Source organism: Pseudomonas lyxosi, from assembly GCF_047758685.1.
GTDB classification, from domain to species: domain Bacteria; phylum Pseudomonadota; class Gammaproteobacteria; order Pseudomonadales; family Pseudomonadaceae; genus Aquipseudomonas; species Aquipseudomonas lyxosi.
This window is the reverse complement of record NZ_CP180481.1, coordinates 144,426-168,231: the sequence shown is the minus strand read 5'-3', so window position 1 is coordinate 168,231 and position 23,806 is coordinate 144,426. Positions and strand designations below refer to the sequence as shown.

The following is a 23,806-nucleotide window of genomic DNA, read 5'->3' as shown; positions in this document are numbered from 1 at the left end:
CCATATCAAGTGTGCACAGCCGCTAGACTGCCTCCTTGATTTGCTAGAGGGGTGCGCGTCAGTCGCGCCTCCCAATCTTTACATAGGCTTCCCCCCGAAATGATGGACATCAACGAGATTCGCGAATACCTGCCCCACCGTTACCCGTTCCTGCTGGTGGACCGAGTCGTGGAACTGGATGTGGAAGGCAAGCGCATTCGCGCCTACAAGAATGTCAGCATCAACGAACCCTTCTTCAATGGTCACTTCCCCGCGCATCCAATCATGCCGGGCGTATTGATCATCGAAGCGATGGCTCAGGCTGCCGGTATCCTTGGCTTCAAAATGCTCGACGTGAAGCCTGCCGACGGCACGCTCTACTACTTCGTCGGCTCCGACAAGCTGCGTTTTCGCCAGCCCGTCACCCCAGGCGATCAGTTGATCCTCGAAGCCCGCTTCATCAGCTGCAAGCGTCAGATCTGGAAGTTCGAGTGCCAGGCTTCGGTCGATGGCAAGCCAGTCTGCTCTGCTGAAATCATCTGCGCGGAACGCAAACTATGAGTTTGATTGACCCTCGCGCAATCATCGATCCGACGGCTATCCTGGCCGACGGCGTCGAGGTCGGCCCTTGGTCGATCATCGGTGCAGGTGTGGAAATCGGCGAGGGGACAGTGATCGGGCCGCATGTGATTCTCAAAGGCCCGACCCGAATCGGAAAGCACAACCGCATCTACCAGTTTTCTTCGGTAGGCGAGGACACGCCCGATCTGAAATACAAGGGTGAAGAAACCCGTCTGGTCATTGGTGACCACAACGTCATCCGTGAAGGCGTGACGATTCACCGCGGGACCGTTCAGGACCGTTCTGAAACGACCCTGGGCGATCACAATCTGATCATGGCCTATGCCCACATCGGCCACGACAGCGTCATCGGCAACCACTGCATCCTGGTCAACAACACCGCGTTGGCGGGCCATGTGCACGTTGAAGACTGGGCGATCCTGTCCGGTTTTACCCTGGTTCACCAGTATTGTCATATCGGCGCCCACAGCTTTTCCGGTATGGGCACCGCCATCGGCAAGGACGTCCCGGCGTACGTTACGGTGTTCGGCAACCCGGCCGAAGCCCGCAGTATGAACTTCGAAGGCATGCGCCGTCGCGGTTTCAGCGAAGATGCGATCCACGCGCTGCGTCGTGCCTACAAGGTGGTTTATCGCCAGGGCCTGACGGTCGAACAGGCACTCGCCGAACTGGCCGAGCCTTCGGATCAGTTCCCGGAAGTCGCGGTGTTCCGTGATTCCATCCAGTCTTCGACCCGCGGCATCACTCGTTAATCATGGCTAATCTGCGTATAGCGCTGGTGGCGGGTGAGGCTTCCGGCGACATCCTTGGCGCGGGTCTCATGCGCGCACTCAAGGCTCAGCACCCGGCAGTCGAGTTCATCGGTGTCGGCGGTCCGCTGATGCAGGCCGAAGGCCTGACCTCGTATTTCCCGATGGAGCGTCTTTCGGTCATGGGCCTGGTGGAAGTGCTCGGCCGTTTGCGCGAGTTGCTGGCACGCCGCAAAAAGCTGGTTGCCGACCTGATCGCCGAGAAGCCGGACGTGTTCATCGGTATCGATGCCCCGGACTTCAACCTCAATATCGAACTCAAGCTGCGTCAGGCCGGGATCAAGACCGTGCATTACGTTAGCCCGTCGGTTTGGGCGTGGCGGCAGAAACGGGTGCTGAAGATTCGCGAAGGCTGCGATCTGATGCTGACGCTGTTCCCGTTCGAAGCGAAATTCTATGAAGAGAAGGGCGTGCCGGTGCGGTTCGTCGGGCATTCCCTGGCTGACGCCATCCCGCTGGAGGCCGATCGTGCCGCCGCGCGGGCTGAACTCGGCTTGCCAGAGGGGCCATTGGTCGCACTGATGCCCGGCAGTCGCGGTGGCGAAGTTGGCCGGCTCGGCGCCTTGTTCCTCGATACGGCCCAGCGTCTGCGAGCCCTGCGCCCTGGCGTGCGGTTCGTCATGCCTTGCGCCGGCCCCGAGCGCCGCAAGCAACTTGAAGAGCTGCTGGCGGGCCGAGATCTGCCGCTGACATTGCTCAACGGTAAATCCCACCTGGCCCTGGCAGCCTGTGACGCGGTACTGATCGCATCCGGAACCGCGACGCTTGAAGCGTTGTTGTACAAACGGCCGATGGTGGTCGCGTACCGCTTGGCGCCGCTGACGTTCTGGATTCTCAAGCGCATGGTGAAAAGTCCCTACATCTCGTTGCCGAACCTGCTGGCCCAGCGCCTGTTGGTGCCCGAGTTGCTGCAGGACGATGCGACCATTGAAGCCTTGGCCCAGACGCTATCGCCACTGATCGAAGGCGGTGAAGAACAGACCCGCGGCTTCGATGAAATCCACCGGACCCTTCGTCTGGATGCCTCCAACCAGGCTGCTGATGCAGTGCTGAACCTGATCGGCCAAGTACAATGAGTAAAACAAGCATGCAAATGGGGCTGGATTTCACCTTGGTCGCCGAAGTCGAAGAGTTGGTTGCCGGTGTTGACGAAGTCGGTCGCGGCCCGCTTTGTGGCGCGGTGGTAACGGCTGCCGTGATCCTTGATCCGAGCCGTCCGATCCTGGGCCTGAACGACTCGAAGAAGCTCACCGAAGCACGCCGCGAAAAACTCTATGACGAGATCTGCGAGAAAGCCCTGAGTTGGTGCATTGCTCGCGCCGAAGTCGAAGAAATCGACGAGCTGAACATCCTTCACGCCACCATGCTGGCCATGCAGCGCGCCGTCGAAGGTCTGCACATCACGCCGAAACTGGCGATGATCGACGGTAATCGTTGTCCGAAGCTGTCGATGCGTGCCGAAGCGGTGGTGCAGGGCGACGGTAAGGTACCGGCCATCGCGGCAGCGTCGATTCTGGCCAAGGTCAGCCGCGACCGCGAGATGGCCGCGTTCGAATTGATTTACCCGGGGTACGGCATCGGTGGCCACAAAGGCTACCCGACGCCCGTTCACCTGGAGGCGCTGGCCCGCTTGGGGCCAACGCCGATTCACCGCCGCTCGTTCGCCCCGGTACGCCTGGCTTACGAGGCGCGGGAAAACCTGATCGAGAGTTAGTCGCAAGGCTGATGTTTTTGCCAAGGCCCGGTACAATCCGGGCCTTGTTGTCTTCACGTTTCTAGTTTCTTGACAGGATCACTATGCCGGCTTCATTCGTTCATCTACGCCTGCACACTGAGTATTCCCTGGTCGACGGTCTGGTGCGGATCAAACCGCTGGTCAAGACCCTGGTCGGCATGAACATGCCTGCCGTAGCGGTTACCGACCAGAACAACATGTGTTCCCTGGTCAAATTCTATAAAGCCGCCATGGGCGCCGGGATCAAACCGATCTGTGGCGCCGACCTGTGGCTGTCGAACAAGGATCCGGATAACGCTCTGAGCCGAATCAGCCTGCTGGCGATGAACGCCGTGGGTTATCGCAACCTCACAGAACTGATCTCCCGCGGCTTCATCGACGGCCAGCGCAATGGCTCGGTCATCATCGAGCGTGAGTGGGTGGCCGAAGCCAGCGAAGGCTTGATCATGCTGTCGGCGGCGAAAGAAGGCGAGATCGGTCTGGCGATGCTCAGTGGCAACCCGGCCGAAGCGGAAAACCTGGCACGCGAATGGATGGCCGTGTTCCCGGATCGCTTCTACCTGGAAATCCAGCGCACCAACCGCCCCAACGACGAAGAACAGCTGCACGGCGCGGTGGCCTTGGCCGAGAAAATCGGTGCGCCGCTGGTCGCGACCAACGACGTGCGCTTCATCAAGCAGGAAGACTTTGCCGCCCACGAAACCCGCGTTTGCATCGGTGAGGGCCGTGCCCTCGACGATCCGCGGCGTTCGAAAAATTACAGCGATCAGCAATACCTCAAAAGCGCCGAGGAAATGGCCGAGCTGTTCAGCGACATTCCCGAAGCGCTGGAAAACACCGTTGAGATTGCCAAGCGCTGCAACATCGAAGTAAAGCTGGGCACTCACTTCCTGCCCAACTTCCCGATCCCCGATGGCATGACCATCGACGAGTATTTCCGCAAGGTTTCCTTCGATGGCCTGGAAGATCGCCTCAGCGTTCTGCTGCCCAGGGACACCACCGAAGACTACGAAACCAAGCGCCAGGTCTACGTCGACCGGCTGAATTTCGAGCTGGATATCATCATCCAGATGGGTTTCCCCGGTTACTTCCTGATCGTTATGGACTTTATCCAGTGGGCCAAGAGCAACGGCGTGCCGGTAGGTCCAGGTCGTGGATCGGGTGCCGGGTCGCTGGTGGCCTACGTGCAGAAGATCACTGACCTCGACCCGCTGGAATATGACCTGCTGTTCGAACGTTTCCTTAACCCGGAACGGGTATCCATGCCCGACTTCGACGTCGACTTCTGCATGGACGGTCGCGACCGCGTGATCGACTACGTGGCCGAGAAATACGGCCGCAACGCGGTAAGCCAGATCATCACGTTCGGTTCCATGGCGGCCAAGGCTGTGGTCCGTGACGTGGCGCGGGTGCAGGGCAAGTCCTACGGTTTGGCGGATCGTCTGTCGAAGATGATTCCGTTCGAAGTCGGCATGACCCTGGAAAAGGCTTACGAGCAGGAAGAAATCCTCCGTGACTTCATCAAGGTTGATGAAGAAGCCGCCGAAATCTGGGAAATGGCCCGCAAGCTTGAAGGCGTTGTGCGTAACGTCGGTAAACACGCCGGTGGTGTTGTTATTGCCCCGACCAAGCTGACTGACTTCTCGCCGATTTATTGCGATGAGGCCGGTGACGGTCTGGTCACCCAGTTCGACAAGGATGACGTTGAGGCTGCTGGCCTGGTGAAGTTCGACTTCCTCGGTCTGCGGACCCTGACGGTCATCGACTGGGCGCTGAAAACCATCAACCGTGATCGCGCCAAGGTCGATGAGCCGCCGCTGGATATCGCGTTCATCCCGCTGGATGACAAGCCGACTTACCAATTGCTGCAAAAAGCTGAAACCACCGCGGTGTTCCAGCTTGAGTCGCGCGGCATGAAAGAGCTGATCAAAAAGCTCAAGCCCGACTGCCTGGAAGACTTGATCGCACTGGTGGCCCTGTTCCGTCCGGGCCCATTGCAATCGGGCATGGTGGACGACTTCATCAACCGTAAGCACGGTCGCGCCGAACTCGCGTACCCGCACTCGGACTACCAGTACGAAGGCCTCAAGCCGGTTCTGGCTCCGACTTACGGCATCATCCTGTATCAGGAACAGGTGATGCAGATTGCCCAGGTCATGGCCGGTTACACCCTCGGCGGTGCGGACATGCTGCGTCGAGCCATGGGTAAGAAAAAACCCGAAGAAATGGCCAAGCAGCGCGGCGGTTTCATTGAAGGTTGCAAGACCAACAATATCGACGCCGACCTGGCCGGTAACATTTTCGACCTGGTAGAGAAATTCGCCGGTTACGGCTTCAACAAATCCCACTCCGCCGCTTATGGCCTGGTGTCATACCAGACAGCCTGGCTGAAAACGCACTACCCGGCGCCATTCATGGCCGCAGTACTGTCGGCGGATATGCACAACACCGACAAGGTCGTGACCTTGATCGAAGAAATTCGCACCATGAAGCTGCGTCTCGACGCGCCGGATGTGAATACTTCAGAGTTCAAGTTCACGGTGAATGACGAAGGCCGGATTATTTACGGCCTCGGCGCGATCAAGGGTGTGGGCGAAGGTCCGGTGGAAGCCATCACCGAGGCGCGTCAGGAAGGTCCGTTCAAGGATCTGTTCGACTTCTGCGCCCGTGTCGATCTCAAACGTATCAACAAGCGCACCTTGGACGGTTTGATCCGCAGCGGTGCGCTGGATCGTCTGGGGCCTTACTTCCATGACGAGCAGAAAGCCTATCAGGCCAATATCGACCGTAACCGCGCGGTCTTGCTGAACGCCATGGAAGGGGCGATCAAGGCGGCCGAACAAACCGCGCGTACCCACGACAGCGGTCATGTCGACCTGTTTGGCGGTCTGTTCGTCGAAGAAGACGCTGATGTCTACGCCAATCACCGCAAGGCCAAGGAACTGACCCTCAAGGAACGCCTGAAAGGGGAGAAAGACACCCTGGGCCTGTACCTGACCGGTCACCCGATCGACGAATACGAAGGTGAGATTCGCCGTTTCGCCCGTCAGCGCATCATCGACCTGAAACCGGCCCGTGATACCCAGACCGTCGCGGGCATGATCATTGCTCTGCGGGTGATGAAGAACAAAAAGGGCGACAAGATGGGTTTCATCACCCTCGACGACCGCTCCGGGCGGATCGAAGCCTCGCTGTTCGCCGAAGCATTCCATTCCGCGCAGTCGCTGTTGCAGACCGACGCGATGGTGGTGGTCGAAGGCGAAGTCAGTAATGACGACTTCTCCGGTGGCTTGCGGCTGCGGGTCAAGCGGGTGATGAGCATGGAAGATGCGCGCACCAACCTGGCCGAAAGCCTGCGCTTGAAGCTGCAGACCCAGGATTTGAAAGGCGATCAGCTACGCTGGCTCGGTGAGTTGTTCAAGCGCCACCGTGGCGCGTGCCCGATCACCATGGAATACACGAGTCCCGATGCGAAGGCCTTGCTGCAGTTCGGCGAGACCTGGCGGATCGACCCGGCGGATGCCTTGATTCAAGCCCTGCGTGACCAGTTCGGGCGAGACAACGTCTTCCTCCAATACCGTTGACGGTCAGGTGCCGCTCTTCCAAAAGGGAGCAACTCTGATCTCGACCCAATTTTTAATCTCGACCTGAACGCGCCTCTCCCTTAAGGTAGGGCGCGAATAGACAACCGGCCGGCCCAAGCTCTCTTGGATGTCGACCCAAGACGGACGCCTATGAACCCGAATTTTCTAGATTTCGAACAGCCGATCGCCGACCTGCAAGCCAAGATCGAAGAGTTGCGCTTGGTCGGTAATGACAATTCGCTGAATATCGGCGATGAGATCTCCCGCCTGCAGGACAAAAGCAGCACGTTGACCGAAGACATCTTCGGCAAGCTGACCAGCTGGCAGATCGCGCGTCTGGCGCGTCACCCGAAACGTCCGTATACCCTGGACTACATCGAACACATCTTCACCGAGTTCGACGAACTGCACGGCGACCGTCACTTCTCCGACGACGCTGCGATCGTCGGCGGCATTGCCCGTCTGGACGACGAACCGGTGATGATCATCGGTCACCAGAAAGGCCGCGAAGTGCGCGAGAAAGTTCGCCGCAACTTCGGCATGCCGCGTCCGGAAGGCTACCGCAAGGCGTGCCGCCTGATGGAAATGGCCGAACGTTTCAAAATGCCGATCCTGACCTTCATCGACACCCCGGGTGCTTACCCTGGTATCGACGCTGAAGAGCGCAACCAGAGCGAAGCGATTGCCTGGAACCTGCGCGTCATGGCACGCCTGAAAACCCCAATCATCGCCACCGTGATCGGTGAAGGTGGTTCCGGTGGTGCTCTGGCGATCGGCGTTTGCGATCAACTGAACATGCTGCAGTACTCGACTTACGCGGTGATTTCGCCGGAAGGTTGCGCCTCCATTCTGTGGAAGACCGCCGAAAAAGCGCCGGACGCTGCCGAAGCCATGGGCATCACTGCCGAGCGCCTGAAAGGCCTGGGTATTGTGGATAAAGTGATCAGCGAGCCTTTGGGCGGCGCACACCGTAATCCGGCCGCTGCAGCTGCATCGATCCGTGCCGAGCTGAGCTCGCAGCTGGCGATGTTGAAGAAGTTCGATAACGAAGCGCTGTTGGCTCGCCGTTACGAGCGTCTGATGAGCTACGGTCTCTGATCGATCGCTCCTGCATCACCCTGTAGGAGCAAGGCTTGCCCGCGATTGGGACGCCTCGGTTTAACAGACCGACCGCGTTATCGTTCATCGCGAGCAAGCTCGGCTCCTACAGGTTTTGGTGCGTTCATGACTATTTACTCAACGCTTCTTAAGCAACTTGCCCCCTGGCGCAATGCTTCAACCTGGCGCATCGCCTTCTCCGGTGGCCTCGACTCCACCGTTCTGCTGCACCTTCTCGTACACCTCGCAAAAACCGAATCCCTGCCGGCGTTAAGCGCCATCCATGTTCATCACGGCCTTCAGACTGTGGCTGATGCGTGGCCGGATCATTGTCAGTCGGTCTGTGATGCGCTGGGTGTGCCGCTGCAGGTTGTTCGCGTGCAGGTTCAACCCGGCGCCAGCCTTGAGCGTGCAGCCCGGGATGCGCGATATGCCGCGTTCATCGAGGCGACTCAGGTCAATGAAGTGTTGATGACCGCCCAGCACCGAGATGATCAGGCGGAAACCCTGTTGTTTCGGCTGTTGCGTGGGGCAGGGGTGAGGGGATTGTCGGGGATGCCACGCCAGCGCCCGCTCGGTAAAGGACAGCTGCTTCGGCCATTGCTCGATGTCACGCGGACTGAACTTGAAGCCTATGCAACGGAGCATCGGCTGAGCTGGATCGAAGACCCATCGAATCAGAACCGGCAATTCTCGCGAAATTACCTGCGCCATCAGGTATTCCCGGTATTGACCAAACGCTGGCCGCAAGCGGTAACGACCATGGCCCGCAGCGCTGCGCACCTGAGTGAAGCGCAGGGATTGCTCGATGAGCTTGCGCAAATCGACCTGACTGGCGCCAGCACTGCCAATGATTTTGATTGGCTGGGATTGCCGTCCCTGGAGCTTGGGGCATTGGAAGCGCTGTCCGCTGCTCGTCAGCGAAATGCGTTAAGTCATTGGCTCGAACCGCTGACGCGACTGCCGGACAGTGACCATTGGTCGGGTTGGGAGAATTTACGTGATGCCACCGGCGATGCCTGCCCGATCTGGCGGCTGGCGGATGGCGAACTGCATCGGGCGGGTGGGCGTATCTGGTGGTTGTCCGGCAGTTGGTTGCGCACGTCGCCCGCCGTCGGAAACTGGCCCGACCCCTCGCTATCGCTGGTGTTGCCGGACAACGGCGTGCTCACACTCACCGGCCAAATCCCCGATGGCCTGCTGCATATCCGCTATCGTGAGGGAGGTGAGGTGATGAATCTGCCCGGTCGCGGCCATCGCGATCTGAAGCGTTTGCTCAATGAACGTGGTGTGCCGGCGTTCGCCCGTGGCAGATTGCCGCTGCTCTACCGCGGCGAGCAATTGCTGGCGGTGGCCAACCTGCGGGGCTTGGACGGCAGTGCAAAGGACCGTTGGAATTTGTATTGGCAGCCACCGCACGAAGATCTGGGTTTGAGCTGAAAGGGGCTTTCCGGTAGACTACGCTCCCTTCTTGATACAACTTCTGTGGATTCGCCTGAATTGCAGGAGTTGCCGATTACCAAGCAGTCTTTGCTGGGCGATTCCAAAAAATGTGTAGCGAGCAACGTACCGGTGTTTCATCTTCCGGTCTGTCCCAACGCGGCGGTTTTTTTGAAAGGTGCGCTGTGATTAATGCAGGTGATCGGGGGCTTCGGCCTTCCTTCGCTTTCCCCGGCGGCTCGGACCGCTTTAACGCAGACTTCTAGGGTTTTTCATGACGCGCTACATATTCGTCACGGGCGGTGTTGTTTCTTCATTGGGGAAAGGCATCGCATCGGCTTCATTGGCGGCCATCCTGGAGGCGCGGGGACTTAAGGTCACCATGCTGAAGCTGGACCCGTACATCAACGTTGACCCGGGCACCATGAGCCCGTTCCAGCACGGTGAAGTGTTCGTCACCCACGACGGCGCCGAGACCGACCTGGACCTGGGCCACTACGAGCGGTTCATCCGCACGACCATGACCCAGAACAACAACTTCACCACCGGCCGTGTCTACGAACACGTCCTGCGCAAAGAGCGCCGTGGTGATTACCTGGGCGCCACCATCCAGGTGATCCCGCACATCACCGACGAAATCAAGCGCCGGATCATCAAGGGCGCCGGCGATGCCGACGTGGCCATGGTCGAGATCGGTGGCACCGTGGGTGACATCGAGTCCCAGCCGTTCCTCGAAGCGATCCGTCAATTGCGTTTCGAAGTCGGCGCCAAGCGCGCGATGCTGATGCACCTCACGCTGGTGCCGTACATCGCCACTGCCGGCGAAACCAAAACCAAGCCAACCCAGCACTCGGTCAAGGAACTGCGTTCCATCGGCCTGCAGCCTGACGTGCTGGTCTGCCGTTCCGATCACCCGATCGACATCTCCTCGCGTCGCAAGATCGCTCAGTTCACCAACGTTGAAGAACGTGCGGTGATTGCGCTGGAAGACGCCGACACCATCTACAAGATCCCGGGCATTCTGCACTCCCAGGGCCTGGATGATTTCGTTGTCGAGCGTTTCGGCCTGCAATGTGGCGGCGCCGATCTGTCCGAGTGGGAAGCTGTGGTCGACGCCAAGCTCAACCCTGAGCATGAAGTCACCATTGCCATGGTCGGCAAGTACATGGAACTGCTGGACGCCTACAAGTCGCTGATCGAAGCGATGAGTCACGCCGGCATCAGCAACCGCACCAAGGTCAACCTGCGCTACATCGACTCCGAAGACATCGAAAACCAGGGCACTGCGCTGCTGGAAGGTGTCGACGCGATTCTGGTACCAGGCGGCTTTGGTCTGCGTGGCGTGGAAGGCAAGATCACCGCCGTTCAATACGCTCGCGAAAACAAGGTTCCGTACCTGGGCATCTGCCTGGGCATGCAAGTGGCCGTGATCGAGTTCGCTCGTAACGTGCTGGGCTGGAAAGACGCCAACTCCACCGAGTTCGATCGTGCCAGCGGTCACCCGGTCGTGGGCCTGATCACCGAGTGGGAAGATGCCACCGGCGCCGTCGAAACCCGTACCGAAACCTCCGATCTGGGTGGCACCATGCGCCTCGGCGCTCAGGATTGCCTGCTGGAATCGGGTTCCCTGGTGCACGATTGCTACGCCAAGGACGTGATCGTCGAGCGTCACCGTCACCGCTACGAAGTGAACAACAACCTGCTGCCGCAAATCATGGAAGCCGGTCTGAAAATCACCGGTCGTTCCGGTGATGGCGCCCTAGTAGAAGTGGTTGAAGCTCCGGATCATCCATGGTTCGTCGCTTGCCAGTTCCACCCTGAGTTCACCTCGACACCACGCGACGGTCACCCGTTGTTCAGCGGTTTCGTTAAAGCAGCTTTGGTTCAACACCAGAAGAAGGCGTAAATCCGATGGCCCAGAAGATCATCCGCGTAGGCGATATCGAGATTGCCAACGACAAGCCAATGGTGCTTTTCGGTGGCATGAACGTGCTGGAAAGCCGCGACATGGCGATGCAGGTCTGCGAAGAGTACGTAAAGGTCACCGAGAAACTCGGTATCCCTTACGTGTTCAAGGCCAGCTTCGACAAGGCCAACCGTTCCTCCGTGACCTCTTACCGTGGCCCCGGCCTGGAAGAGGGCATGCGGATTTTCCAGGACATCAAGCAAGCGTTCGGCGTGCCGATCATCACCGACGTCCACGAGCCTGATCAGGCCGCGGTCGTCGCTGAAGTCTGCGATATCATCCAGCTGCCGGCCTTCTTGTCGCGCCAGACCGACCTTGTAGTCGCGATGGCCAAGACTGGTGCGGTGATCAACATCAAGAAAGCCCAGTTCCTCGCGCCTCAGGAAATGAAACACATCCTGAACAAATGCGTGGAAGCGGGTAACGATCAGTTGATCCTGTGCGAACGCGGATCGAGCTTCGGCTACAACAACCTGGTCGTCGACATGCTCGGCTTCGGCATCATGAAGCAGTTCGAATACCCGGTGTTCTTCGACGTGACCCACGCGCTGCAAATGCCCGGCGGTCGCTCCGATTCCGCTGGTGGTCGCCGTGCTCAGGTCCTCGATCTGGCCAAGGCTGGCATGAGCCAGTCGCTGGCCGGTTTGTTCCTCGAAGCGCACCCGGACCCGGACAACGCCAAATGCGACGGCCCTTGCGCCTTGCGTCTGGACAAACTGGAGCCATTCCTGGCCCAGCTCAAAGCTTTGGACGAACTGGTGAAGAGTTTTCCGACGGTAGAAACCGCGTAATCCTCATTTCTCCGGTAAAGTACCGCACGAATTAATGCTCAGGCCCTCGGGTCTGGGCCTTATCGTCCGCAAGTCTGCCTGCTGCACATTACTTGCCGGCGATACAAGATTTCCTTCAGCTGCGTCGTTTTCGTCAACTTTGGAGTGTTTACAACAATGGCAAAAATCGTCGACATCAAAGGTCGTGAAGTTCTCGACTCCCGTGGCAACCCCACCGTGGAAGCGGACGTGCTTCTCGATAACGGCATCATCGGCAGTGCTTGCGCGCCGTCCGGTGCTTCCACTGGCTCGCGTGAAGCGCTCGAGCTGCGTGATGGCGACAAGAGCCGTTACCTGGGCAAAGGCGTTCTGAAAGCCGTCGCCAACATCAACGGTCCGATCCGCGACCTGTTGAAAGGTGCAGATCCAAGCGACCAGAAAGCGCTGGATCACGCGATGATCAAGCTCGACGGCACTGAAAACAAAGGTTCCCTGGGCGCCAACGCGATCCTCGCCGTTTCCCTGGCAGCCGCCAAGGCAGCCGCACAGGACCAGGACCTGCCGCTGTACGCTCACATCGCTAACCTGAACGGCACCCCGGGTGTTTACTCGATGCCGGTTCCGATGATGAACATCATCAACGGTGGCGAGCACGCCGATAACAACGTCGACATCCAGGAATTCATGGTTCAGCCGGTTGGCGCCAAGTCTTTCTCGGAAGGTCTGCGCATGGGCACCGAGATTTTCCATCACCTCAAAGCCGTTCTGAAGGCCCGTGGCCTGAGCACTGCTGTTGGCGACGAAGGTGGTTTCGCACCGAACCTGGCCTCCAACGAAGACGCTTTGAAAGTGATCTCCGAAGCCGTGGCCAACGCCGGTTACAAGCTGGGCACCGATGTGACCCTGGCGCTGGACTGCGCTGCCAGCGAATTCTACGAAGACGGTAAATACAACCTGTCCGGCGAAGGCCAGGTGTTCACCGCTGAAGGTTTCGCTGACTACCTGAAAGGCTTGACCGAGCGTTACCCGATCATCTCGATCGAAGACGGTCTGGACGAGTCCGACTGGGCTGGCTGGAAAATCCTCACCGACAAGATCGGCGAGAAAATCCAACTGGTTGGCGACGACCTGTTCGTAACCAACACCAAGATCCTGAAAGAAGGCATCGATAAAAAGATCGCCAACTCGATCCTGATCAAGTTCAACCAGATCGGCACCCTGACCGAAACCCTGGAAGCCATCCAGATGGCCAAGGCCGCTGGTTACACCGCCGTGATCTCGCACCGCTCCGGCGAAACCGAAGATTCGACCATTGCCGACCTGGCTGTGGGCACCGCGGCTGGCCAGATCAAGACCGGCTCCCTGTGCCGTTCGGACCGTGTTTCCAAGTACAACCAACTGCTGCGTATCGAAGAGCAGTTGAATGGCAAAGCCAAGTACAACGGTCGCAGCGAATTCCGCGGTTAATCGTTAATTGGTAAAAAGACACCGGATTGTGTCGGAAAAATCGCTACAGCGACGGATTTGCCACTAATCTGATGCCTTATCAGCACAAGCCTGGTTCTTCCAGGCTTCGTGCTATCAGAAGCTTCAAAGTTTTGGCATGGCTGTCTTTTTTCACTGGATACCTGATATTCGATGCGCAGTCCCAATTGGTTGTTCCTCGTCTTGCTCCTGCTGCTGGCTGGCCTGCAATACCGCCTGTGGGTGGGTAATGGCAGTCTGGCGCAAGTGGCCGAACTGACTCAGCAGATCGCAGATCAACACGCTGAGAACGAGGGGCTGCTTGAGCGCAATCGGGTGATGGACGCTGAAGTCAGTGAATTGAAAAAGGGCATGGAGACCGTTGAAGAGCGGGCTCGTCATGAGTTGGGCATGGTCAAGGACGGTGAAACCCTTTACCAGCTGGCCCAATGAACCCCTCGTTACCAGCCTTCTGGGCTGTAATTCCTGCCGCGGGCGTCGGTGCCCGTATGGCCGCGGACCGTCCCAAGCAATACTTGCAATTGGGCGGGCGCACTATTCTCGAACACAGCCTCGGCTGTTTCCTTGATCATCCTTCCCTGAAAGGGTTGGTGGTCAGTCTTGCTGTTGATGATCCTTATTGGCCGAACCTGGCGTGTGCTAGCGATCCGCGTATTCAGCGGGTTGAAGGCGGCTCCGAGCGTTCCGGGTCGGTACTCAATGCGCTGCTGCATTTGCATGCACAAGGCGCTGACGATGAGGATTGGGTACTGGTTCACGATGCCGCGCGGCCGAATCTGAGCCGTGATGATCTGGACAAGTTGCTGGGTGAACTCGCAGATGATCCGGTTGGCGGACTGCTGGCGGTTCCGGCACGCGATACCCTCAAACGGGTCGACAAGCACGGTCGTGTGGTCGAAACCGTGGATCGCAGTGTGATCTGGCAAGCCTATACACCGCAGATGTTTCGCCTTGGCGCATTGCATCGGGCGTTGGCCGACAGTCTGGTGGCTGATGCGGTCATCACCGACGAAGCTTCGGCGATGGAGTGGTCAGGTCTGGCGCCGCGTCTGATCGAAGGTCGATCCGACAACATCAAGGTCACTCGTCCTGAAGACTTTGAGTGGTTGCGCCAGCGTTGGGCTAACCGCCGCTAAGCTGCGTACTCCGGCCTTTGCGCCAATCCTTCCTTCAAATAATCCACCAGCTTGCGCACTTTCGGCGACAGATGACGTTGCTGCGGATAAAGCGCCCACACGGCAGTGTTCGGTGGTTGATGCGCGTCCAGCAGTGAGATCAGTTCACCGCTTTTCAGGTGTTCCAGCACGTAATAATCCGGCAACTGACACAACCCCACGCCCTGTAACGCCGCATCCAAAACTGCTTGCCCACTGTTGCAGCGCCAGTTTCCCTGCACTCTCTGGGAAAACTCCCGCCCGTTCTGTTCCAGTTGCCAGATATCCGAACTGCCGATGAGGCAGTTGTGGCGGCTCAGTTCCGACAAGCTATGCGGGCGCCCATACCGTTCCAGGTAGGACGGCGATGCGCACAAGTACATCCGCCGTGGTGCCAGGCGTGTTGCGACCAGTCGAGAATCCTGAAGGCGACCGAGGCGGATTGCCAGGTCCAGGCCTTCATGGACCAAGTCGAGTTGGCGATTGCTCAGTTCAATGTCGATGCGCAGTTGCGGATACAACCCCATGAATCGCGTCACCAGCGGCACAATGAAGCGTTCACCGTACGCCACAGCGCAGGTCATGCGCAGCAAGCCTTTGGGTCCACTGCTCAGGTCGCCAACTGCGCGCAAGGCTTCTTCGCGGCCATCTTGCAAGCGCTGGCAATGTTGCAGAAAGGTTTGCCCAGCCTCGGTCAGGGTGACCCGGCGGGTGCTGCGATAAAGCAGTCGCGTCTGAAGGCGCTCTTCGAGGCGTACTATTTGTCGACTGATGTGGGAGGACGAAACCCCGAGGCGTTCCGCGGCAGCCGTGAACTGGTTGCACTCGGCCACCGCGACGAACTCGTCGATACCTTCCCAGCGGTTTTCGGACATCAAGGATTATCCCTGTATGGCAATAATGTTTTACTTTTTTCCGGATTATTCACCGTCAGGCGGTGTATTACACTCCCTGTCTCGTTTTAATTCACTGGAGAATCCACATGATCAAGTCGCGCGCTGCCGTTGCCTTCGAGGCCAAGAAACCCCTCGAGATCGTTGAAGTCGATGTCGCCATGCCCAAGGCCGGTGAAGTCCTGCTGCGTGTGGTTGCCTCCGGTGTCTGCCATACCGATGCCTACACGCTGTCGGGCGCGGACCCGGAAGGCATCTTCCCGTCGATCCTCGGTCACGAAGGTGGCGCGGTGGTTGAGGCGATCGGTGAGGGCGTCACCTCTGTCGCTGTCGGCGATCATGTGATCCCGCTGTACACCCCGGAATGCCGCCAGTGCAAATTCTGTCTGTCGGGCAAAACCAACCTGTGTCAGGCGATTCGCGCGACTCAGGGTAAAGGCCTGATGCCGGATGGCACTTCGCGTTTTTCCTACAAGGGTCAGCCGATTTTCCACTACATGGGGACCTCGACGTTTTCCGAGTACACCGTGTTGCCGGAAATCTCCGTCGCCAAAATCCCTAAAGAAGCGCCACTGGAAAAAGTCTGCTTGCTGGGCTGCGGTGTCACCACCGGCATCGGTGCAGTCCTCAATACCGCCAAGGTAAAACCAGGAGATACCGTGGCCATTTTCGGCCTCGGCGGCATCGGTCTGTCGGCAGTGATCGGCGCCGTCAAAGCCAAGGCTGCGCGGATCATCGCCATCGACATCAACCCGGCCAAATTCGAGATCGCCAAGCAGTTGGGTGCAACCGATTGTGTGAACCCGAAAGATTTCGATCGTCCGATCCAGGAAGTCATCGTCGATATGACCGACGGCGGCGTCGACTTTTCCTTCGAGTGCATCGGCAACGTCCAATTGATGCGTGCCGCACTTGAGTGCTGCCACAAGGGTTGGGGCGAGTCGGTGATCATCGGGGTTGCCGGTGCCGGCCAGGAAATAGCCACGCGTCCATTCCAGCTGGTGACCGGTCGCGTCTGGCGCGGTTCGGCGTTCGGCGGCGTGCGTGGCCGTACCGAGTTGCCAAGCTATGTCGAGATGGCTGAAACCGGCGAAATCCCGCTGGATACTTTCATCACCCACACCATGGGCCTGGAAGATATCAACAAGGCGTTCGACCTGATGCATGAAGGCAAGAGCATCCGTTCCGTCATCCATTTCTGAGGTCGGTCATGAGCCTGGAAAATATCTCCTGCCAGAAAAGCTTCGGCGGCTGGCACAAACGCTATCGGCACCGCTCCGATGTGCTCGGTTGCGACATGGTGTTTGCCGTGTACCTGCCGCCGCAAGCGGAGCAGGGCGGCAAGTTACCGGTGCTGTACTGGTTGTCCGGCCTGACTTGCACCGACGAAAACTTCATGCAAAAGGCCGGCGCCATGCGCATGGCCGCTGAGCTGGGGCTCATCATCGTTGCCCCGGACACTAGCCCTCGCGGTCCTGATGTGCCGGGTGATCCGGATGGCGCCTGGGACTTCGGTCTCGGCGCCGGGTTTTATCTGAATGCCACGCAGGAACCCTGGTCCCGGCATTATCGGATGCATGACTATGTCGTGCAGGAATTGCCCGCATTGGTCGAAGCCCATTTCCCGGCGTCGGACAAACGTGGCATCAGCGGTCACTCCATGGGTGGCCACGGTGCGCTGGTCTGCGCGTTGCGTAATCCTGGGCGTTATCAATCGGTGTCGGCGTTCTCGCCGATCAACAATCCGATGGACTGTCCTTGGGGGCAGAAAGCCTTTTCCCGTTACTTGGGTGAAGATCGATCGAAATGGCGCGAGTGGGATGCCTGCGTCCTGATTGCCGAAGCAAACGAGAAGTTGCCGCTGCTGGTCGACCAAGGTGATCGCGACGATTTCCTCGCCACCCAGCTCAAGCCTGAAGCCTTGCAACAGGCTGCCAAACTGGCCGGTCATCCGCTGACGTTGCGCTTGCAACCCGGCTACGACCACAGCTATTTCTTCATCGCCAGTTTCGTCGACGACCACTTGCAACATCATGGGCGCGCTCTAAGCGCGTAGGGTCTGTTGACGTTCGGTGACGGCCGCGTTGCGCGCCAAGTTGCGCGATGCTGCGTTGCGGGATTTGCCAAGGGAACAACCATTGGCTGCATCCCGCGCCTTGCCTCACACAACTTGGCACTGCAACGCGGCTCGCCACCAAACGTCAACAGACCCTAATGTTCGACAAAGCAGGTAGAATCACGCCCTGACAAAAATCGGGGCGTTTTTTTATGCGTATTGGCCACGGCTATGATGTGCACCGTTTCGCTGAAGGCGATTTCATTACTCTGGGCGGCGTGCGCATTGCACACGGCTTCGGGCTGCTCGCTCACTCCGACGGTGACGTCCTGCTGCACGCCTTGAGCGATGCCTTGCTCGGCGCCGCTGCGCTGGGTGATATCGGCAAGCATTTCCCGGACACCGACCCGACATTCAAGGGCGCCGACAGCCGAGTGCTGTTGCGTCACGTCGTCGCACTGATCCACGCCAAGGGCTGGAAGGTCGGCAACGTCGATAACACCATCGTCGCTCAGGCCCCGAAAATGGCCCCGCATATCGAATCGATGCGCGCGCTGATTGCCGCGGATCTTCAAGTTGAGTTGGATCAAGTGAACGTGAAAGCTACCACCACCGAAAAGCTCGGCTTTGTCGGTCGCGAAGAAGGCATTGCCGTGCACTCCGTTGCCTTGTTGCTGCGCGCATGAACGAACTGCAATTGCTCGGCCCACGGGCCTATGGCGAAGCCCTCGGCACCGCAGTATTAAAAGCCACGGCAGAAGATTTTCAGGTCGATGAAGTCCTCAATATCCCCCTCAGTGGCGACGGCGAACACTTGTGGATCTGGGTGGAAAAGCGCGGCCTGAATACCGAAGAAGCAGCACGGCGGATCGCCAAGGCGGCGGGCGTGCCGTTGCGCACCGTCAGTTACGCGGGCCTCAAGGATCGTCAGGCACTGACTCGCCAGTGGTTCAGCGTGCAGCTGCCAGGCAAGGCTGATCCTGATCTGTCGGCGGCAGAAAACGACACACTGAAAATCCTCAAGACCGGCCGACACAAACGCAAGCTGCAACGCGGTGCTCACTCGGCCAATGGCTTTACGTTGCGACTGACGCAATTCGCTGGCGACAAAGCGGCGATCGACGAGCGTCTGCAACTGATCGCCAAGCAAGGTATTCCCAATTATTTCGGAGCTCAGCGTTTTGGCTTTGACGGCGGTAACGTGGTCGATGCCCGTGCGTGGGCTGCTCGCAAAGCCTTGCCGGAGCAGCGCAACGTGCGTTCGCGTCTGCTCTCTACCGCGCGCAGTTTTCTATTCAATCAGGTGTTGGCGGCGCGCGTCGCCGATGGCACCTGGCAGCAAGCCCAGGTCGGCGATCTGCTGGCCTTCACCGACAGTCGCAGCTTCTTTCCGGCCGGTGAAGCGGAATGCAGCGACCCGCGTCTGGCGATTCTCGATCTGCACCCGACCGGTCCGCAGTGGGGCGAAGGTGACTCGCCGGCCACTGGCGCTGTCCATGAACTGGAGCAGGCAATCGCCACTCGCGAAGCGGACTTGCGTGATTGGTTGATTAACGCCGGTATGAGCCACGAACGTCGCATCCTGCGGCTGCCCATTGGTGGGTTGACGTGGCATTATCCCGAGCCTGACATTCTGCAACTGGAATTCGTCCTCCCGGCCGGATGCTTCGCCACCGTATTGGTGCGCGAGCTCGTTGATCTGGTGCCGGTGGGGCAGACGGACAGCCCATGCGTATTCTGATTTCTAACGACGATGGGGTAACCGCACCCGGTCTCGCCGCGCTTTATGCTGCGCTGGCGGATTACACCGAATGCGTGGTTATCGCCCCGGACCAAGACAAAAGCGGCGCCAGCAGCTCGCTGACGCTCGACCGTCCGTTACACCCGCAAACCCTGGCCAACGGCTTTATCAGCCTCAATGGCACACCGACCGATTGCGTGCACCTGGGCCTCAATGGCTTGCTGGAACGCGAGCCGGACATGGTGGTTTCGGGCATCAACCTGGGCGCCAACCTGGGTGATGACGTGTTGTATTCCGGCACCGTGGCGGCGGCCCTTGAGGGTCGTTTCCTGGCGCTTCCTTCGTTTGCCTTCTCGTTGGCCTCACGGCAAGTGGAGAACCTTCCCACAGCCGCGTACTTTGCGCGCAAACTGGTAGAGGCTCACGCGGACCTTGAACTGCCACCGCGTACGGTACTGAACGTGAACATTCCCAATTTGCCGCTGGATCACATCCGCGGTATTCAGCTGACCCGCCTCGGACATCGCGCACGTGCTGCAGCGCCGATGAAAGTGGTCGATCCGCGCGGTAAATCCGGTTACTGGATTGCGGCGGCGGGGGATGCCGAAGACGGCGGCCCGGGCACCGATTTTCATGCGGTGATGCAAGGCTATGTTTCAATCACCCCACTGCAACTGGATCGCACCTTTAATGATGCCTTCAGAAGTCTCGATGGCTGGCTGGAGGGGCTGAACTAATGGCTCGTGAACAAGACGATATTCTGCGTCGTGGCATCGGGATGACCTCACAACGGACCCGTGAGCGCCTTATTCAGCGCCTGTATGAAGAAGGAATCTGCAACGCCAAGGTGCTGGAAGTCATTCGCCGTACACCGCGTCACCTGTTCGTCGACGAGGCGCTGGCTCACCGTGCCTATGAAGACACGGCGCTGCCGATCGGCAATAACCAGACCATCTCGCAGCCTTATATGGTGGCTCGCATGAGCGAGCTGCTGCTGGAGGCTGGTCCTCTCGACAAGGTGATGGAAATCGGCACCGGCTCGGGTTATCAGACGGCGGTGCTGTCGCAACTGGTCGAGCGGGTATTTTCCGTCGAACGCATCAAGGTTCTGCAGGACCGGGCCAAGGAACGCCTGGTGGAACTGAACCTGCGCAACGTGGTGTTCCGCTGGGGCGATGGTTGGGAAGGCTGGCCGGCGCTGGCGCCGTACAACGGCATTATCGTGACCGCGGTGGCGACCGATGTACCTCAGGCGCTGCTTGATCAATTGGCGCCCGGAGGGCGGTTGGTGATCCCGGTCGGATCGGGTGAGGTTCAACAATTGATGCTGATCATCCGGGAAGAGCAGGGCTTTTCCAGGCGTGTTCTGGGGGCTGTTCGCTTCGTCCCGTTACTCAATGGGCCACTCGCCTGAGCATTTGTTTCAGCGCGCTGAATTCTCTTCGATTGCTCCTGTCTTACAGCGGGATCGATCGGTTAAACGGGATTCATCGTCAGGCAGCAAACGTGTGCGCGAAGCCATTACGCTTCATTAAAGGTAAAGCCTGCACGGCTCGTTATACTTGCGACATTTCAATGCCGGAACACGGCAATCCACATTTTCAGCCACCACAAAGGGAGCGGCGGGTGAGTCTCACAGTCATTGCGCAGCGAATGGGTAAAACGAGCTTTCAGCGCCTGGTGACTGGCCTTGCCTTGAGCACCTTGCTGGTCGGTTGCTCCAGCAACAAGTCGAGTGAAGTACGCGTCGTCGATCGCAACAACGCTGTCGCCCAGCGTCCGGCAGTGACCACGGGTCAATACGTCGTTCGACCTAAAGACACCTTGTTCTCCATTGCCTTTCGCTACGGCTGGGACTACAAAGCCCTCGCGGCACGCAACAACATTCCTACGCCTTACACGATCCATCCGGGTCAGACGATTCGCTTTGACGGTCGCACCGGTTCAACGCCGACGCCGGTGGCCAGCTCCATAGATTCAACACCTTCTTCATCGCTGAAAACCACGGTTATCCGGCGCCAGGCGAATGGCGCAACCACCAGCACAGCAGTGGTTGCACCGTCCGTCGCCAGCAAGTCGACCCCTGCTCCGATGCCTCCTGCCGGTCCGGCCCCGACCGGCTGGGGATGGCCATCTAATGGCATTCTCATTGGAAAATTCTCTTCAAACGGCAGTTTGAATAAAGGAATTGATATCGCCGGGGATTTGGGACAGCCTGTTTTAGCTGCGTCTGATGGGACGGTGGTATACGCCGGGAGTGGCTTAAGGGGCTACGGCGAATTAGTCATCATCAAACACAGCGATACCTACGTCAGTGCCTACGGACATAACCGCAGGCTGTTGGTTCGGGAGGGGCAGCAGGTCAAAGTCGGACAGACAATTGCCGAAATGGGGTCAACGGGTACAGACCGGGTGAAGCTGCATTTTGAGATTCGCCGACAAGGTAAACCTGTAGATCCGCTGCAATTCCTGCCGCGTCGTTGATCGCTTTCCAGCCTGTTCCGTCGCGTAGAGGGAACAGGCTCCAGCGTTGCCAAGGATAGAGGCGCCGCTTGAGCCTGAGGTCGAACTCACCAAAGGACTATAACAATGGCTCTCAGTAAAGAAGTGCCGGAGTTTGACATCGACGATGAGGTTCTCCTGATGGAGACCGGCATCGGTACGGATTCGATGTCGAATGATGAAGGGGCTGCTCCACCTTCCGTTCGTGCCAAATCCAAACACTCCGCCTCGTTAAAGCAACACAAGTACATTGACTACACGCGTGCACTCGATGCCACGCAGCTGTACCTCAATGAGATTGGCTTTTCCCCTCTGCTGTCCCCCGAAGAAGAAGTTCATTTTGCGCGCTTGTCGCAAAGTGGAGATCCGGCTGGGCGCAAACGCATGATTGAAAGTAACCTGCGGCTGGTGGTGAAAATCGCCCGGCGTTACGTCAATCGTGGCCTGTCGCTGCTGGACCTGATCGAAGAGGGCAACCTCGGGCTTATCCGGGCAGTAGAGAAGTTCGACCCCGAACGCGGCTTCCGCTTTTCGACCTACGCGACCTGGTGGATTCGTCAGACCATCGAGCGCGCGATCATGAATCAGACCCGGACCATCCGGTTGCCGATTCATGTGGTCAAAGAGCTCAACGTGTACCTGCGGGCTGCACGGGAGCTGACGCAAAAACTCGATCACGAACCCTCGCCCGAAGAAATTGCCAACCTGCTGGAAAAACCAGTGGGAGAGGTCAAGCGCATGCTCGGCCTGAACGAGCGGGTTTCTTCGGTCGACGTCTCGCTGGGTCCGGATTCGGATAAAACCCTGCTGGACACCCTAACCGATGACCGTCCAACCGATCCATGTGAACTGTTGCAGGATGACGACCTGTCCCAGAGCATCGATCAATGGCTCTCGGAGCTGACCGACAAGCAACGCGAAGTGGTGATACGCCGCTTTGGCCTGCGCGGTCACGAGAGCAGCACGCTTGAAGATGTAGGCCTGGAGATTGGCCTGACCCGGGAGCGGGTCAGACAGATTCAGGTTGAAGGCCTGAAGCGTCTTCGGGAGATTCTCGAGAAGAATGGCCTGTCGAGCGAGTCGCTGTTTCAATAAGCAATTTGCTGAGTAAGCCCTAAAAGCCCCGACTGGTTCGGGGTTTTTTATTGCCTGGGAGACGGGCTGGGAGTTCCCTCCGTAATCCCTCTGGTTTGTAGTCTCTCGCTGTAAGTGTTTGCTTACTCTTTCGTAAGTGTTCGCTAGTTTCATGGGTAGCAGTCGTACATATTCTTACGTGAGATAAGATTAACTAATTGATTTATATAATTATTTTTTTAGATTAACAGCTTGTGACAGCCAGTTTCAGCTAGCGGGGGTGATTGCTCTTGGTAGGGAACTCTCTAGTATCTGAACTGTGTCGACGGACAGACACGCCCTTCAAGGATGAGGGAAAAGGACATCGCAGGAAGCGATTCATCAGGACGATGAAAAGGAACACAGGGAATAGGGAAAAAATGTGGGCGGGTCAAACCGCCCCTTTTTTTTGCCTGCAGAAAAGCAAAAAGGCCCACAAGGGGCCTTTTCGAGAACGCGGGGGTAATCAGCGTTCGAGATCTTTGATCTTGCCTTTGACGCCATCCCACTCTTCGGCATCGGGCAACGATTCTTTCTTCTCGGTGATGTTGGGCCAGATTTCCGCCAGCTCAACGTTCAGCTGAATAAATTCCTGCATGTCTTCCGGGACTTCATCTTCGGAGAAGATGGCCACGGCAGGGCATTCTGGTTCGCACAGTGCGCAGTCGATGCACTCATCCGGGTGAATCACCAGGAAGTTCGGGCCTTCGTAAAAGCAGTCCACCGGACAGACTTCTACGCAGTCGGTGTACTTGCACTTGATGCAGTTGTCGGTGACGACGAAGGTCATTTCTAATTTTCTCCTCAGGCGGCGGCAGCGGAGCCCCTTCACGTTGGGGTCGCCAGGTTTGGGAGCGATAGTCTGCTGGTCAGGCTATAAGCCAGCAGCATCCCAAACC

At 58.4% G+C, this 23,806-nt stretch carries 22 protein-coding genes; 20 read left to right on the top strand and 2 right to left on the bottom strand.

Annotated elements, in window-relative coordinates; all coding sequences use genetic code 11:
* Positions 1 to 99: 99 nt before the first annotated feature.
* The 12 genes from fabZ to ispD all read left to right on the top strand — a co-directional run bounded on the left by fabZ (position 100) and on the right by ispD (position 14,584).
* A complete protein-coding gene (gene fabZ, locus ACMXYI_RS00825) occupies positions 100 to 540 on the top strand; it encodes a 3-hydroxyacyl-ACP dehydratase FabZ (RefSeq protein WP_017336708.1) in 441 nt (146 codons plus the stop codon).
* On the top strand, positions 537 to 1,313 hold the full coding sequence (lpxA, locus tag ACMXYI_RS00820; protein WP_033056289.1) for an acyl-ACP--UDP-N-acetylglucosamine O-acyltransferase: 777 nt from the start codon (positions 537 to 539) through the stop codon (positions 1,311 to 1,313). The genes fabZ and lpxA overlap by 4 nt, the downstream gene beginning before the upstream one ends.
* 2 nt (positions 1,314 to 1,315) lie before the next feature.
* Positions 1,316 to 2,446: a lipid-A-disaccharide synthase gene (gene lpxB / locus ACMXYI_RS00815; protein ID WP_415771111.1), complete on the top strand. Its 1,131-nt coding sequence runs from the start codon at positions 1,316 to 1,318 to the stop codon at positions 2,444 to 2,446.
* A gap of 11 nt (positions 2,447 to 2,457) precedes the next feature.
* On the top strand, positions 2,458 to 3,084 hold the full coding sequence (gene rnhB / locus ACMXYI_RS00810) for a ribonuclease HII (RefSeq protein ID WP_415774006.1): 627 nt from the start codon (positions 2,458 to 2,460) through the stop codon (positions 3,082 to 3,084).
* Positions 3,085 to 3,167: 83 nt separating this feature from the next.
* Positions 3,168 to 6,689, top strand: coding sequence for a DNA polymerase III subunit alpha (gene dnaE / locus ACMXYI_RS00805; RefSeq protein ID WP_415771109.1), 3,522 nt, complete (start codon positions 3,168 to 3,170; stop codon positions 6,687 to 6,689).
* Positions 6,690 to 6,839: 150 nt separating this feature from the next.
* Complete coding sequence (locus tag ACMXYI_RS00800; RefSeq protein ID WP_415771107.1) at positions 6,840 to 7,787, top strand: acetyl-CoA carboxylase carboxyltransferase subunit alpha; 948 nt, start codon at positions 6,840 to 6,842, stop codon at positions 7,785 to 7,787.
* Between the two features lie 126 nt (positions 7,788 to 7,913).
* Positions 7,914 to 9,227: a tRNA lysidine(34) synthetase TilS gene (gene tilS, locus ACMXYI_RS00795; RefSeq protein WP_415771105.1), complete on the top strand. Its 1,314-nt coding sequence runs from the start codon at positions 7,914 to 7,916 to the stop codon at positions 9,225 to 9,227.
* A 274-nt stretch (positions 9,228 to 9,501) separates the two neighbouring features.
* A complete protein-coding gene (locus ACMXYI_RS00790; protein ID WP_033059923.1) occupies positions 9,502 to 11,133 on the top strand; it encodes a CTP synthase in 1,632 nt (543 codons plus the stop codon).
* Between the two features lie 5 nt (positions 11,134 to 11,138).
* On the top strand, positions 11,139 to 11,984 hold the full coding sequence (gene kdsA / locus ACMXYI_RS00785; protein WP_056720954.1) for a 3-deoxy-8-phosphooctulonate synthase: 846 nt from the start codon (positions 11,139 to 11,141) through the stop codon (positions 11,982 to 11,984).
* Positions 11,985 to 12,140: 156 nt separating this feature from the next.
* Positions 12,141 to 13,430 carry a phosphopyruvate hydratase gene (eno, locus tag ACMXYI_RS00780; protein WP_056739170.1) on the top strand — a complete coding sequence of 430 codons (1,290 nt, stop codon included), beginning with the start codon at positions 12,141 to 12,143 and terminating at the stop codon, positions 13,428 to 13,430.
* 171 nt (positions 13,431 to 13,601) lie between these two features.
* Positions 13,602 to 13,880 carry a cell division protein FtsB gene (gene ftsB, locus ACMXYI_RS00775; RefSeq protein WP_008028992.1) on the top strand — a complete coding sequence of 93 codons (279 nt, stop codon included), beginning with the start codon at positions 13,602 to 13,604 and terminating at the stop codon, positions 13,878 to 13,880.
* On the top strand, positions 13,877 to 14,584 hold the full coding sequence (ispD, locus tag ACMXYI_RS00770; protein ID WP_415771103.1) for a 2-C-methyl-D-erythritol 4-phosphate cytidylyltransferase: 708 nt from the start codon (positions 13,877 to 13,879) through the stop codon (positions 14,582 to 14,584). The genes ftsB and ispD overlap by 4 nt, the downstream gene beginning before the upstream one ends.
* Here ispD and ACMXYI_RS00765 read toward each other — a convergent pair.
* Positions 14,581 to 15,477: a LysR substrate-binding domain-containing protein gene (locus ACMXYI_RS00765; protein WP_415771102.1), complete on the bottom strand. Its 897-nt coding sequence runs from the start codon at positions 15,475 to 15,477 to the stop codon at positions 14,581 to 14,583. The genes ispD and ACMXYI_RS00765 overlap by 4 nt on opposite strands.
* A gap of 107 nt (positions 15,478 to 15,584) precedes the next feature.
* On the opposite strand from ACMXYI_RS00765, the gene ACMXYI_RS00760 reads away from it, so the two are divergent.
* From ACMXYI_RS00760 to rpoS, 8 genes are all read left to right on the top strand, one after another.
* Positions 15,585 to 16,697: an S-(hydroxymethyl)glutathione dehydrogenase/class III alcohol dehydrogenase gene (locus ACMXYI_RS00760; RefSeq protein ID WP_129441645.1), complete on the top strand. Its 1,113-nt coding sequence runs from the start codon at positions 15,585 to 15,587 to the stop codon at positions 16,695 to 16,697.
* Positions 16,698 to 16,705: 8 nt separating this feature from the next.
* A complete protein-coding gene (gene fghA, locus ACMXYI_RS00755; protein WP_415771100.1) occupies positions 16,706 to 17,551 on the top strand; it encodes an S-formylglutathione hydrolase in 846 nt (281 codons plus the stop codon).
* 212 nt (positions 17,552 to 17,763) lie between these two features.
* Entirely contained in the window at positions 17,764 to 18,237 is a 474-nt protein-coding gene (gene ispF / locus ACMXYI_RS00750) for a 2-C-methyl-D-erythritol 2,4-cyclodiphosphate synthase (protein WP_010462780.1), read from the top strand.
* A complete protein-coding gene (gene truD, locus ACMXYI_RS00745; protein ID WP_415771099.1) occupies positions 18,234 to 19,292 on the top strand; it encodes a tRNA pseudouridine(13) synthase TruD in 1,059 nt (352 codons plus the stop codon). Before ispF ends, truD begins: the two co-directional genes overlap by 4 nt.
* Positions 19,280 to 20,029 (top strand): 5'/3'-nucleotidase SurE, encoded by a 750-nt coding sequence (gene surE, locus ACMXYI_RS00740; RefSeq protein ID WP_033059906.1) that lies wholly within the window; start codon positions 19,280 to 19,282, stop codon positions 20,027 to 20,029. Before truD ends, surE begins: the two co-directional genes overlap by 13 nt.
* A gap of 41 nt (positions 20,030 to 20,070) precedes the next feature.
* Complete coding sequence (locus ACMXYI_RS00735; protein WP_177327881.1) at positions 20,071 to 20,706, top strand: protein-L-isoaspartate(D-aspartate) O-methyltransferase; 636 nt, start codon at positions 20,071 to 20,073, stop codon at positions 20,704 to 20,706.
* A 212-nt stretch (positions 20,707 to 20,918) separates the two neighbouring features.
* Entirely contained in the window at positions 20,919 to 21,776 is an 858-nt protein-coding gene (locus tag ACMXYI_RS00730) for a peptidoglycan DD-metalloendopeptidase family protein (protein ID WP_415771098.1), read from the top strand.
* A gap of 105 nt (positions 21,777 to 21,881) precedes the next feature.
* Entirely contained in the window at positions 21,882 to 22,889 is a 1,008-nt protein-coding gene (rpoS, locus tag ACMXYI_RS00725; RefSeq protein ID WP_008154012.1) for an RNA polymerase sigma factor RpoS, read from the top strand.
* Between the two features lie 484 nt (positions 22,890 to 23,373).
* On the opposite strand, the gene fdxA is transcribed toward rpoS, so the two are convergent.
* Positions 23,374 to 23,697 (bottom strand): ferredoxin FdxA, encoded by a 324-nt coding sequence (gene fdxA / locus ACMXYI_RS00720; protein ID WP_003222178.1) that lies wholly within the window; start codon positions 23,695 to 23,697, stop codon positions 23,374 to 23,376.
* Positions 23,698 to 23,806: the final 109 nt, after the last annotated feature.